The sequence below is a fragment of the Lentibacillus sp. Marseille-P4043 genome (assembly GCF_900258515.1).
Taxonomy (GTDB): domain Bacteria; phylum Bacillota; class Bacilli; order Bacillales; family Amphibacillaceae; genus Lentibacillus_C.
This window is the reverse complement of the sequence record NZ_LT984884.1, coordinates 2,569,658-2,582,656: the sequence shown is the minus strand read 5'-3', so window position 1 is coordinate 2,582,656 and position 12,999 is coordinate 2,569,658. Positions and strand designations below refer to the sequence as shown.

Here is a 12,999-nt window from a genome sequence, read left to right as displayed (position 1 = left end):
TCAGACCACCCCTAGCGCAGCAGTAAGGTAATATTGCTGGCAGCTACTAATATGACAATTGCCAAGAAAAACATTAATGTGACAGCTAACAACGATGCTAAAATGTAGAAAATATGTTTGCTAATTACGTTTAAACTGGTAATCACTGGTCCATCACCAATTGGCTGCAGGACCGCAGCTGCGATTTTATAAATGAGCGCAATCGCGAAAATTTTCATCGCTGGAAATAACGCCAGAAAAACGATAATAATCAATCCAACGATACCAACCGCATTTTTCAACAGTAAGGAAGCACTCAAAATGGTATCAGCAGCATCCGTAAATGTCCTTCCAACTATCGGGATGAAATTTCCAGTTATAAACTTCGCTGTCTTCATTGCCACCCCGTCCTGGATAGCACTCGCAGCCCCCTGTACAGACATGACGCTAATAAAGATCGTTAAAAACACTCCAAGTACTCCAAGTGCCACTGATTTAAATAAATTTGCCAAATGGGTCACTTTATAATTATCGTTGAGACTGCTAATCACCATTAACAACGCCGATAAAAATAAAAGCGGCAAAATAAACTTTGACACAAGTACACCGCTCACATAGATGAGAAATACAATAATTGGATGAAAAAATGAAACAGATATAACATTACCAAATGTGGCCATAAGCCCTAAAACTAGTGGTAATAACGCAATCAAAAAATTACTCATCGATTCAATCGCATCTTTTGTGTAGGAAAATGCTAAATAAAAGCTGTTCAATGCTAAATAAAGCAAAACTAGATATACCACAAAATAGGCGATTTTGCTCACAGCATTCTGTTCAAAAGCAGTATGCATCGTCTGCAGCATGACAGAGAACAACGTGAGCATTAGCAGTAATCCCAACAGTTTTCCATTTAAAATAATTTCGTAAAATAAATATTTCAGAATACCTGAAAGGATGTCTTTTATTGAAAAAGACCCATTATCTTTAATAAACTCATACAAACTTGTTTTTTCTAATTCTGGTATATACCCACTATAATCACTAACAAGCCCGTCCCAATATTTTTGAATACCTTCTAACGAAATTTCATCAAGCACAGCTGATTCCAGTTTATTGGAATCAGAAGTGGCGAAAACGGTAGATTGACCCCCGGTAAACAGCAAAAGAACAAATAAGACGACAAGAATTCGGTTAGCTTGTTTCATCCATCAACATATGCTCCTTTTTAAAATTTGAGATCTAATTTATTCTCAGACTGGGCAAACCCCGTTGAGCCCCAGCGCGCATTTGCTCATAATTAGTTGGTTGGTAAAAAATTCACGATTGCCTCAATGACAGCGGTTATGATTGGAATTGCTAGCAAGATAATAAAAATTTTTCCAGCAAGTTCGATCTTCGCTGCAACAGATCCCAGTCCTGCGTCTTTGGTAAGATTTGCTCCGAGTTCCGCAATGTAGGCAATACCGATGATTTTTAAGATCGTTTCCATATACATTCCATCAATATTTGCTTTTTCACCCAATGTTTCAAGCAATTGAAAAACGGCACCAATTTGTTGGATGATCGCTAAGAAAATAATAATTCCCGTAATCAAAATAAGGAAAAAGGCGAATGATGTGTTTAAATCCTTTAACACGATATATAAGATACTCGCAACAATTCCAAGCACAACAATTTGTATGATATCCATGCACGATTACCCCTGGAACAGGAATACAGACTTAATTTGCTGAAATAAATCTGCAAGGCCATTGACCACAATAATTAGGACAAGAATAAAACCGACTACTGTTGCCAGATGGGCGATATCTTCTTTTCCCATTTGTTTCATAATCGTATGTATGATTGCGACAATTATCCCAATCCCAGCAATTTGAAATAATATGGTTGCATCAGTCAGCATGGAAGTACCCCTTTCCTTACCTTAGGAAATTCATAATTAAATTAGTAATAATACGATAAACAACCCGCATAAAATCCCTAAACTTTTCGCCATTTTACTGTATTTATATTTGTTATCCCTGGCTTCAGCTAACTCACGATCAAGATGGCTGATGGTTAGTTGGATTTGTTTTTGTTGTTGTGTAAAGTCGTGCTGGCCTAGTGTTTGACCAAATTGATAAATAATCTCTTTCTCAATATCTCCTAAACTTGATTCCTGCATTAATCGATTTACGCTTTGCTCCCATAAGCTTGTCAGCTCGATACCCTTTTTTTGCATCCCATCACTTAATGATTGAAAAAATGACTTCATTGGATTCGGTACTTGTTTGGCGATGATCGTAAAAGCATCCTGCAATGGCAATTGACTATATAATATTTCTGCTTCTAATATTTGCAGCGCATTTTTTAACTGTCTAATATGTTTCGGACGGTTGTCTAATCGTTTACTAACCTCAAACCCGATCCATGTTGTAGTCCCGATTAAGAGAAGTGCCCCAATCCATTTAATAAGGAGTCACCCCCATATATTTTTTAGAAAATATATTATGCTCGTGCTGATCATAAATAGCATTCACCTGGCCAGGGGTTTTCTGTTTATTCAAAACAACAATCCGTTCGAAAACATGATGGTGAAACAAGACATGCAATGAGGGTCTTTTTTTCAATTCGGATAATGTTTGTCCATGAATCGTACAAATTACGACAACACCAGCGTGAATGGCTTCCATCAACGCTTGTACATCTTGTTTGCTACCAATTTCATCAACAACAAGAACATCGGGCGACATCGATCGAATCATCATCATCATGCCTTCCGCTTTAGGACAAGCATCCATTACATCCGCCCGAAAACCCAAATTGTGTTGTGGTATACCTTTTAACGAGGCACCGATTTCCGAACGTTCATCGATTACGGCTACTTTCTTTGCCGGTACATTACGCCAGCCTGAGGCGATCAAGCGTGTTAAATCACGAATAATTGTCGTTTTCCCAGTTTGTGGTGCACCAACGATCAACGTGTTCGCATAATTTTCCCCGTGTAAATAAGGTAAAATAGTAGTTGCTGCACCAATTTTTTCCTTGGCAATTCGTATATTCATAAATGCAATATGTTGAATTGCCTTCACGGAACCATTGATTGTATTGACTTTACCGGCAAGTCCAACCCGGTGACCACCTTCTATCGTGACATATCCTTCCCGTAATTCATCTTCCAGTCGGTATAAAGAGAACTGACTGATTTGATTAAGAACATGCAAGCCATCTTTCTGACTTGGTTTTATCTCTGTTAGCCATTCTGTTTGATGGTCAAATACAAGTTCGATTGGCTTGTTTAATCGAAAGCGTATTTCTTGTAATGCTTCCCATCGTTTTCCTATTTTTGCTTGTACATGTTTCCTGATTAATTCAGGAAATAAGCGTAGAATTTCTTCCATAGCATGTCCTCACCTTGCAATAGCTTTATTATCAATAGTATGTTGGGCTGGAAAAATTATGACTAGCTTTACATTAGAAGAGGAAATTGTGAAGCAGCAGATAAAAAAAGGCTCTTTTCGTAATGTTTATTGCTTTTTAATTCGTGGTTGATATATTATGTGCAATAACTAGAAATCAAGTTCGGAGCTTTAACAACCGCTACAGGAAAACACTACGCTTTCCGCGGGCACGGCTTCAGCCTCCGAAGTGGAAAACCGCCGCTGCGGGGTCTTCAGACTCGTGCTGGGGCTGCGCTAACTCGCCCCACCGAAAACCATTGTTCCCGCAGAAGTCTACGTATTCTGCCTCCGCTAGTAGTGGAGCTCTGATTATCGACAGGGGAAAAGCCATGGATTCTAACATTACACGGACTTTTTCTCCCTTGAACAGAAATTCACTCAAGCAATAGCTGAATGTAATGAGTTTTTAAATCACAACACCAGTGGAGGAAATACGCGTAGACTCCAGCGGGAGGAAAGGCCTAGGTGAGACCCCGCAGTGCGTTAGCACGAGGAGGCTCAGCAGCCGCCCGCGGAAAGCGAAGTGTATTTCCGGAACGGTGAGAGAGCAATTTCTTATTTACATCGCAGTTTATATCTATTGTGTAAAAAACAAACATTCTTAAAAAAAGGCTTAAATAAAAAAGGAGAGCCCAATAATGGACTCTCCTTTTTAATATTGTGCTTATGCGCGTGAAACGTATTTTCCATCGGATGTATTAATCACTAATACATCACCAATATTTACGAAAAATGGAACTTGTACAATGTGACCAGTTTCGAGGGTAGCTGGTTTGGAACCACCACTAGCCGTATCGCCTTTGATTCCCGGTTCCGTTTCAGTAACCTCTAATTCCACGTTATTTGGCAATTCAACACCAAGAATTTCACCTTCATACGTAATGACCGAAACTTCCATATTCTCTTTCATAAATTTTAATTGCTCTTCAATTTGACTCGATTGCAATTCAATTTGCTCATATGTGTTTGTGTCCATAAATGCATGCGTATCACCAGAAGCGTATAAATATTGCATTTTTCTATTTTCAATATGTGCTTTATTTACTTTTTCACCGCCACGGAATGTTTTCTCCTGAATATTGCCGTTTCGTAAATTACGTAATTTGGATCGAACAAACGCAGCACCCTTACCAGGCTTAACATGTTGGAATTCCAATACTTGCCAAATGCCATTATCTACTTCTATTGTTAAACCTGTCTTAAAATCGTTAACTGAAATCATGTTGAAAATCCTCCCTTAAAAAACACGCTTATACTTATAATTGAATCAATTTTTTCTCAGCAAGAGTCAAGCGCTCATTGCCTGTTTCTGTTACAACAAGATCATCCTCAATCCGACAGCCACCTACGTTTGGTACATAGATACCGGGCTCAACGGTCACTACCATACCTGGCTGTAGTTTTATGCTGGAACGATGGGATAGTCCAGGTCCTTCGTGAACTTCCATTCCAACACCATGTCCTGTTGAATGGCCGAAATAATCCCCATACCCTTTTTCCGTAATGTAATCCCGTACGATAGCATCTGCTTCTTTTCCAGTGATCCCTGGTTTGACACCTTCAACACCTGTTAATTGTGCCGTTAATACAGTATCATAGATTGTTTTTAGCTCATCACTAATTTCTCCAACTGCGACCGTTCTTGTTGTATCTGAACAATACCCTTGATATAGAGCGCCATAATCCAATGTTACAAGTTCACCGCTTTGAATTTCTTTATCCGATGCGACACCATGTGGCAATGCCCCACGATAGCCAGAGGCAACAATCGTATCAAAACTAGATGATGTTGCGCCTTGTCTACGCATAAAGAATTCTAATTCATTGGAGATGTCTATTTCTTTAACACCTGGTTTAATGTAGTTTTGAATATGAACAAATGCATCGTCCGCAATTTTAGCTGCCTTTTTTAATGTAGTCAGTTCACTTTCCGACTTAATCAGACGTAACTTTTCAATGATATCGCTGACTGGTAGCAATTCTTGATCAATTGTCTTTTTATACAATTCATACGTAGCAAACGTAACATATTCTTTTTCGAAACCAACTCGTTTAACGTTAAGCTGTTTCAATTGATCACTTATTTCCTGGATGATGAGTTGTTTGTGTTCCACTATTTTAAAATCTTTTGCCTGTTCCGTTGCCTGTTCTATGTAGCGAAAATCTGTGATGAAAAGCGCATCGTTCTGAGTTACAATTGCCACTCCAGCAGTGCCGGTAAATCCTGTAATGTACCGCCGGTTAATTGGACTGGTAATCAATAGTGCATCCAACTTATTTGCTTCGAGTTCTTCTCTAAGTCTTGTTAGTTTCTCCATTCTCCCATCCCTTTCTATTTATTATCATAAAGGACAGCTACCGATAGCCTGACCCTTAAACCAAACAGCTACAAGTTATCACATCTGATGCAACACTTTTTTCATCTAAGTGCTACATGCAAGGCTTTATTCCTTCGTGTTTAGAAGAAATAACTTTTTTAGTTTATCATAAACTGGACCATTTGGATAACTTTTTCAATTTTTTAGCGTGTTCCTAACTTTCGCGTTGTTCTTTTACAATCGTATCATGATAATCGTAAGAAATCGAATAGCCGATAAACGTTCCATACAAGACAAACAAACATAATGTAGAAACAATTGTATTCATATTTAGATCAGTTACTGGTGGAACATTATCGAAAATGGGATGGAAAACATAAAATATAATGACCCAGAGAACAACACCAAATCCTGCAGCTAGCCAAATAGAATTTATCTTTTTAAACAATCCATAATAGACAAGCGCCGCAAAAACGGACAATACCCCAGTCAGCAAAATGGAAATAACATCCCCAAGCCATCCATCTGTCCATCCTTTAACTAGCCAGGACCTAAGTACGAACGATTTTGCTGCTACCTCTGAAAAACTAAAATAGTACATAACCACCCCAAGGATGCTCCAGATCACCCCGCCAACAAATCCGGTAATTAATGATCTTGATAGCAACGACATTGATTTATCACGATTATTTTCTGCTGATTTGTCTTCATCTTGATGTTTTGTTTCTGCCACATCTACCACCTCCACCCTTATTATCACCAATTGTTGTAAAAGCAATCATGCAAATTAGTGGTTTTAACACGTGCAACTGGCGATAGGTTACTTTATTTAGTAAAATAGATGGCGATTTGACTTTGCTCCAGTAAAAATGAAAATAGTATTGCATATTTTTAGTAAAACAGGACAGAATTTAATAGTAACAAAGTTGTAAAAAAAGATTTGAAAAACAATGCTATAAAACGTACTATTCGTGGTATACAATATAGTAAAGAGCATTTATTATGTGCCCGTTGATGGGAAAGGAGGACAATTTTTGTGATTCGTAATAAATTTTCTGTTTTGATCTATATCATCATAGGTCTGGCAGTCATTGGTTTAGTTTCTCAGCTTTTCACAAATACGACAAGCTTTATAACTAGTATTTTCACAATGATTGGTTTCGGTTTGGCAGTATTTGCGGTAATCTATTTTGTTTTTCTCAGAAAAAGGGCCCCTTCCAGTGATATGAAGAAATACAAACAGGCAGTAAAACAATCGAAATCAAAATATAAAGATACCAAAAAGCAAACGCAGACCAAACATACGCAACCAATGCAAATAAAGAAGAAAACACATAAACGTGCTTCCCATTTACGTGTTATAGATGGCAATAAACACAAACGAAAAAACCGAGCAACTTTTTAATTGTCGCTCGGTTTTTTATCTGCCTTTTATTTTGGCCAATTTCGTAAAAACTTTTCCGCTCTATTTTTACCTGCCTCAATTAAATTCGTTTTTGTCTGTTCACTAATTGAAAAATTTGTTGTCTCGACATTTTCAACCGGAATAAAAATAATATTATTCTTTTGCGATTTGGAAATGTAGCGGGAATCATGCGCCTGTTTCATCGTGGAAAAGAGCGCATGGAACATATCAAAAGCGTTTCTAATTTTACGCGGTTGATAATCTTTTATATTTGCACTTAGTTTCACTCCCAATACCGGGCGTTTTTTGATGGTATCCCCATTTTCAAAAATCCATAAAGGAAAATTACTTAATAAGCCCCCATCAACGATTATGCTCTTATCCTTCGTTTTACCTGGCAACTTTTTCGGCATGAAAAAATACGGAAATCCTGCACTCATTCGGATTGCTTTTGCCACAGGAAAATGCTTCGGATTGATTCCATAAATACGCTCTATATCATCTGGTATCACAACAAGTTTACCAAGCGATAAGTCACTAACAACAACCTTCAAATACCCTGGCTTTACATCATTAAATGTATAAACGTCTTTTTCAGCAAGACATTCATAAAGCCAATTTTCCAATTTATCCCCTTTATAAAGTCCCATTTGAAAATAAAAAAATAACCATTTGCTAAATGGGATATAGTTACTAATCGCTGGTTGGTCGAGAAATTTTTTTAAATCCAATTCATTCATTAATTGTTCAATTTCGCCCAAACGATACCCAGCCGCTAAAAATGCCGCAACAATTGCACCGGCTGACGTCCCTGCAACACGTTCCAATTCATGCTTATGTTCTTCAATACTCGTAAGTGCACCTAAAAATGCATATGCCTTCACCCCACCACCAGAAAAAACAACATCAATTTTCATTAGTTCGCCCCTTATGTGGTCTTTATACATTTTTAAGCAATTCCTTTAAAATTAGAACACTTTTTCAGAACAAAAGCGCAAGCGCCCGTTTAGCGACGTATTGACTGGACCATGCCGTGTGAGATAAAGGAAACACGATGAGCGTAAGCGAATCGATGTTGACTTATCGTAAGGAGGTACGGGAAGTCAACTAGTCGCTGGGTGCTGGAGCTGGCCGTGGCTGATTCTGCTATTACGCCACACGCCTATTTTAAGTTATACTTTCTTTACTTTTGAAACAAAAATCCATCCGTAAGATTTGGATGGATTTCATATAACTATTCCACTTCACTGTGTGTTTCTCGCAATTTATCTACCCGGGCTTCGTCTGCTTTAAAGTATTGGACCAAATCACCGATCCGATCAATCGAGTTCCAGCTTAGATGATGTTCAATTCCTTCCACATCTTCATAAATATTTTCATGTTCGACACCAATAATCTCAAGAAATTGTTCCAACAATTCATGACGGAAAACTAAACGCTCGCCAATTTTTTTGCCCTTTGCTGTTAATACAAAACCGCGATATTTCTCATAATTTAAGTATTCATCTTTATCCAATTTCTGCACCATTTTTGTGACCGAAGATGGATGAACCTGCAATGCTTCTGCAATATCAGATACACGAGCATAGCCCTTTGATTCAATTAGATTATAAATTTGTTCTATGTAATCCTCCATACTTGGAGTTGGCATAAAAATCTCCTCATTTCAAAGAATAATTTTTTAGTTAATGCAACATTGTTTCTATATAAAAGCATACAGGAAAAAAGGATGTGAAACAAGTCTTTACACCCAACAAAAAGGAAGGACCAATCAATCATTGATTAGTCCTCCTTGTTGCTTACAATCCACATTTCAACTGGGCACCACAGCTTGTACACGTGTTACAGCCGCCGATGTCTTCTACACTACCTTCTCGGCAAACAGGACATGTATCACCGACTTCCGATCCAATCGTTACATTTGTTTTATCTAATTCCTGAATCGTGTCCATTAGCACAACGCGTGGTTTCTTTGTTGTCTCTTCCACTGCTTCTGCTTCATCGTCAAATGAATTTTCTTCAGCTTTTAATGTTAATACTTGTGTGTCACGGCTACCATCTACATAAACCGTACCACCTTTAGCACCACCATTGTATAACCTGCGATAAACACTTTCAACTTGGTCAACGGAATATCCTTTCGGCGCATTTACCGTTTTTGAAATCGAACTATCAACCCAACGTTGAATAACACATTGTGTGTCCGCATGTGCTTCTGGTGCTAATTCCATCGCAGTCACAAACCAATTCGGTAAATCAGTTGGATCCTGATCCGGATTTCTATCCAAATACTCTTGGACAATATCCGCTTTTACCTCGATAAATTTCCCAAGTCTTCCACTTCTAAAATAAGAAAAGGAAAAGTATGGTTCTAAACCAGTACTAACGCCGACCATCGTACCTGTACTCATTTTTGTTACTCTCTAATTGATAGAGGGCGGGATTATTAGTACCCGCTCCCCATGTCGCCATGAGGATCAGACTATATCATCAACCATGTTATTTTTGTGTCTATTGCGGTGGCATGGGTGTTCACATAAACACACCAAATTTGATAATCTATTTGCTTCTTCCCAGTCTCCCTTAAACTCTCTAAAAGGAATGATATGATGAACGGATAGTTCTTTTCCATATTCCTTTTCAGTTAATCCACAATCTTGACAAGTGAAATTATCTCTTATTCTGGCTTTCTTTCTTTGAGATCGCCAGTTAGGTCCATAATAATCTATATCTCCACCTTGCCAAGCTAGGTTATTTTCGGGAACAAAATTTTTTTCTTTCATAGTGACTGGGTCTAACCTTTATCATTATTCCGCAATTTAAACACTGTTTTTGCAATACGTCACCTTATTTACTTTTTATAAATCTAAGGTGCATATTTCAGGTTGCTCGGCATGTAGTCGTTGAGGGGTCAGCCACGACTTCCCTGCGGATTGGCTCCACCTTTCACTTTTTACTCTATATGAATGTGCTGGCAAGGCACGAGTACGAAAGGATACTGAGTGTTTCCCGCATATAGCCAAGTTTACGCTACATCTTTACAGATATAGGGGGCAACAACTTTACCCGTAGGCGCTACTGTTAAGAGATGGGAATTACGAATACCATATTTAATAATACCTTCTCTTATATCTTCTGGCATTTGCTTCATATACCCTGTATTAATAAACGCTCGACGTAACGATTTTGTTTCGATTTCTGTATCACCAATTAAGAATGGAAAACTTCCTTTTTCTTTAGCTAGCTCAATCGAAGTCCGGTATGCAGTTGTAGCAATCGTTTCAAATATTTTATCGACTAGTTTATTTCCTTCTTCTGAACCGTACGCTGTGTCACAATAAATCAGAAGATCATGAAGACCCATTACCCCTAAGCCTACACGACGTTCACCAAGTGCTTGTTTTCGATTTTCTTCCAGAAAGTATGGTGTCGCATCGATCACATTGTCCTGCATTCTTACGCCTGTTTTTACAGTTTGTTTTAGTTTTTCATAGTTGACTGTTTTCGTATCTTTGTTTGCAAATTGAGCAAGGTTTACTGCCGCTAAATTACAAACAGAATATGGTGCAAGAGGTTGTTCTCCACACGGATTTGTTGCAACTACCTGATCCCCATACGCCTTGGCATTTGTCATGTCATTGGCATTATCAATAAAAAATATCCCCGGCTCAGCTGAATATGTTGCACAAATATTAATCAAATTCCATAATTCTTTAGCTTTTATGCGACGGTAAACACGAATTGGATAACCCATTTCTCCCCATTGACGGACATCGCCAACTTCATGCCAATTCTCGTTGTATTCTTTCATTTGCTCGGTTGTATAATTTTCTACATCTGGAAAACGAAGTTCATACCATCCGTCATTTTCAACGGCTTCCATGAAGTCTTTTGTTAAACATACAGAGATATTTGCTCCTGTTAAAAACTCTGAATTATGAACAGAGTACGTTCCTCCAGTTTGTAGCTTTTCTTCCGCTTCCCTTATTGCCGCTTGCGTGAATCCGCCTTGGCCAGGCATCGATTTATAATTGACTATTCCTTGATACAAATCGAATTCTATCTCTGTTAATGGTGTAAAGTTTAGCTTTTCCTGTGCCAGCTGCTTAATTTGTTCATCTTCCGTGTTTTCAATTAAGTAACGTAAGATTCTAGGATTCTGCATTTTAGAAATAATAAATTCAATAATATCAGGGTGGGAATCAACTAACATTATCATTTGTGCCCCTCTTCGGCTTCCACCCTGTTCTACCAAGTGTGTTAGCTTAGCAATATCATCCAGCCATGATACCGAACCTGATGACTTACCATTAACCCCTTTTGCTAATGTGTTACGCGGGCGTAGTGTTGATCCATTTGTTCCAACCCCGCCGCCTCTCGACATAATCTCCATCACTTGTTTTCGGTGATCAGAAATTCCTTCGCGTGAGTCCTGAATATACGGCATAACGTAACAATTAAAAAAGGTCACATCTGTTTCAGAACCGGCACCATACAGTACCCTACCAGCCGGAATAAAGTTCAAATTCGCTAATTCTTGATTAAACTTCTTAAATGATTCCTGCCGTTTTTCTTCCGTGGTTTCCACATTTGCAAGACCTGTGGCATTCCTTCTAGCGATTTGTTCGTAATAGACTTCTAATGGTTTATCAATCACATCTAATGAACGTTTCACTATTCCAGTTTCAGCTTCCGCTTCATTGTCAAGCACATGGACGAATTCGGGGTTCACTTGAATCGTTGCCTGATTATGAATCCAATCGATTTCATTGATAAATCCTAACCCACGTGCAGGAAATTTCGGATCAGCTTTTACTGTTAAAACAACAAAGTCCCCTGCTTTTAACGTTTTCTTCTCCGTATCTTTAAATGCATAACGGTCAAGCATAACTAGCCGTGATACACCTTTATGAGTTAGCTTCATGTCGTTTGTAATTGGGTGTACTTGTGAGAATAACGCAATATCTTGATTTAGGTTTTTAATATCGATTTTCTTTCTATCTTCAACAGCAATCGACATTTCATCACTCCTTTTTATTCACTAGAATACTAATCTTACCATACCACATTCAAGAAAAAAATAACAACATATTGAGACTGCATTTAAAAACAAACACTATATATTGTGATGCGAGCAAAAAATAGCTTATTTGTCAATAATAGAAATAAACCAATTTTGCTAGATATAAGGAGAAATCAAAAGGAAACAATCCATTACGATGGTTAAATCATTTTTTTCGTAGTTTGCATTCCCAAGCTAAATGGTTTATATAAAATATCGACAAAAAAGCCACAATATTATTGCTCTGTTTTACACCAAATAAATCATACAACTAACTTATAAAAATGGCCATACCTGCAAATCTTATTTCTTACGTAACATCAAAAAATAAACCCTTTGAAAAAATAAGCAATCAACCATATAATAGAGTAGGAAGCAAAAGAAATAAACGGGGGACAAATAATGGAAATCATCATCATTGTACTTGTTATTATTATCGGATTTGGTTTATTCCGCTACTTTAGACAACGTGCTTATTTAAAAATCTTAACCGAAGATCAATTTCGCGAGGGATATCGAAAAGCCCAATTAATCGACGTTAGAGAGCCTCAGGAATTTAAAAAAGGTCATATTCTCGGCGCTAGAAATATACCACTGACTCAAATGAAACAGCGTCTTGTTGAGTTGAGAAAGGACAAGCCTGTCTATCTCTATTGTCAAAGTGGCTCAAGATCAGCACGCGCTGCCCAGCTGCTGCAAAAAAAAGGGTACCAGGATTTAAACCAGCTTAAAGGCGGATTTAAAAAATGGACAGGAAAAGTCAAAATATAAGAAAAGTACAAGCGCCCTTAT

At 37.9% G+C, this 12,999-nt stretch carries 14 protein-coding genes and 2 pseudogenes; 2 read left to right on the top strand and 14 right to left on the bottom strand.

What is annotated here, in order from left to right:
- Positions 1-11: 11 nt before the first annotated feature.
- The 9 genes from spoIIIAE to C8270_RS20010 all read right to left on the bottom strand — a co-directional run bounded on the left by spoIIIAE (position 12) and on the right by C8270_RS20010 (position 6,627).
- On the bottom strand, positions 12-1,187 hold the full coding sequence (gene spoIIIAE / locus C8270_RS12645; protein WP_106497176.1) for a stage III sporulation protein AE: 1,176 nt from the start codon (positions 1,185-1,187) through the stop codon (positions 12-14).
- Between the two features lie 92 nt (positions 1,188-1,279).
- Positions 1,280-1,672, bottom strand: a complete 393-nt coding sequence (gene spoIIIAD, locus C8270_RS12640) for a stage III sporulation protein AD (RefSeq protein ID WP_106497175.1) — start codon at positions 1,670-1,672, stop codon at positions 1,280-1,282.
- Between the two features lie 6 nt (positions 1,673-1,678).
- Positions 1,679-1,885 (bottom strand): stage III sporulation protein AC, encoded by a 207-nt coding sequence (gene spoIIIAC, locus C8270_RS12635; RefSeq protein WP_106497174.1) that lies wholly within the window; start codon positions 1,883-1,885, stop codon positions 1,679-1,681.
- 36 nt (positions 1,886-1,921) lie between these two features.
- On the bottom strand, positions 1,922-2,434 hold the full coding sequence (gene spoIIIAB / locus C8270_RS12630) for a stage III sporulation protein SpoIIIAB (RefSeq protein ID WP_106497173.1): 513 nt from the start codon (positions 2,432-2,434) through the stop codon (positions 1,922-1,924).
- On the bottom strand, positions 2,430-3,362 hold the full coding sequence (spoIIIAA, locus tag C8270_RS12625; protein ID WP_106497172.1) for a stage III sporulation protein AA: 933 nt from the start codon (positions 3,360-3,362) through the stop codon (positions 2,430-2,432). The genes spoIIIAB and spoIIIAA overlap by 5 nt, the downstream gene beginning before the upstream one ends.
- A 724-nt stretch (positions 3,363-4,086) precedes the next feature.
- A complete protein-coding gene (gene efp, locus C8270_RS12620) occupies positions 4,087-4,644 on the bottom strand; it encodes an elongation factor P (RefSeq protein WP_106497171.1) in 558 nt (185 codons plus the stop codon).
- A gap of 34 nt (positions 4,645-4,678) precedes the next feature.
- A complete protein-coding gene (locus C8270_RS12615; RefSeq protein ID WP_106497170.1) occupies positions 4,679-5,740 on the bottom strand; it encodes a M24 family metallopeptidase in 1,062 nt (353 codons plus the stop codon).
- Positions 5,741-5,954: 214 nt separating this feature from the next.
- On the bottom strand, positions 5,955-6,473 hold the full coding sequence (locus C8270_RS12610) for a YqhR family membrane protein (RefSeq protein WP_234028559.1): 519 nt from the start codon (positions 6,471-6,473) through the stop codon (positions 5,955-5,957).
- Positions 6,448-6,627, bottom strand: coding sequence for a hypothetical protein (locus tag C8270_RS20010; protein ID WP_158701709.1), 180 nt, complete (start codon positions 6,625-6,627; stop codon positions 6,448-6,450). Before C8270_RS20010 ends, C8270_RS12610 begins: the two co-directional genes overlap by 26 nt.
- 149 nt (positions 6,628-6,776) lie before the next feature.
- Here C8270_RS20010 and C8270_RS12605 point away from each other — a divergent pair, with 149 nt between their 5' ends.
- On the top strand, positions 6,777-7,145 hold the full coding sequence (locus C8270_RS12605; protein ID WP_106497169.1) for an SA1362 family protein: 369 nt from the start codon (positions 6,777-6,779) through the stop codon (positions 7,143-7,145).
- A 26-nt stretch (positions 7,146-7,171) separates the two neighbouring features.
- Here the strand turns inward: C8270_RS12605 and C8270_RS12600 are convergent, their stop codons facing one another.
- The 5 genes and pseudogenes from C8270_RS12600 to C8270_RS12580 form a co-directional block, all read right to left on the bottom strand.
- A complete protein-coding gene (locus tag C8270_RS12600; RefSeq protein WP_106497168.1) occupies positions 7,172-8,062 on the bottom strand; it encodes a patatin-like phospholipase family protein in 891 nt (296 codons plus the stop codon).
- Positions 8,063-8,379: 317 nt separating this feature from the next.
- Complete coding sequence (gene mntR, locus C8270_RS12595; RefSeq protein WP_106497167.1) at positions 8,380-8,796, bottom strand: transcriptional regulator MntR; 417 nt, start codon at positions 8,794-8,796, stop codon at positions 8,380-8,382.
- Positions 8,797-8,944: 148 nt separating this feature from the next.
- Positions 8,945-9,553 (bottom strand): annotated as a pseudogene (locus C8270_RS12590) (vitamin B12-dependent ribonucleotide reductase); the annotation flags it as partial.
- Positions 9,554-9,622: 69 nt separating this feature from the next.
- Positions 9,623-9,928: an HNH endonuclease gene (locus tag C8270_RS12585; protein WP_106497166.1), complete on the bottom strand. Its 306-nt coding sequence runs from the start codon at positions 9,926-9,928 to the stop codon at positions 9,623-9,625.
- Between the two features lie 281 nt (positions 9,929-10,209).
- A pseudogene (locus C8270_RS12580) lies at positions 10,210-12,165 on the bottom strand (vitamin B12-dependent ribonucleotide reductase); the annotation flags it as partial.
- Positions 12,166-12,609: 444 nt separating this feature from the next.
- Between C8270_RS12580 and C8270_RS12575 the strand changes: the two are divergent.
- Positions 12,610-12,978, top strand: a complete 369-nt coding sequence (locus tag C8270_RS12575; RefSeq protein WP_106497164.1) for a rhodanese-like domain-containing protein — start codon at positions 12,610-12,612, stop codon at positions 12,976-12,978.
- Positions 12,979-12,999 lie beyond the last annotated feature (21 nt).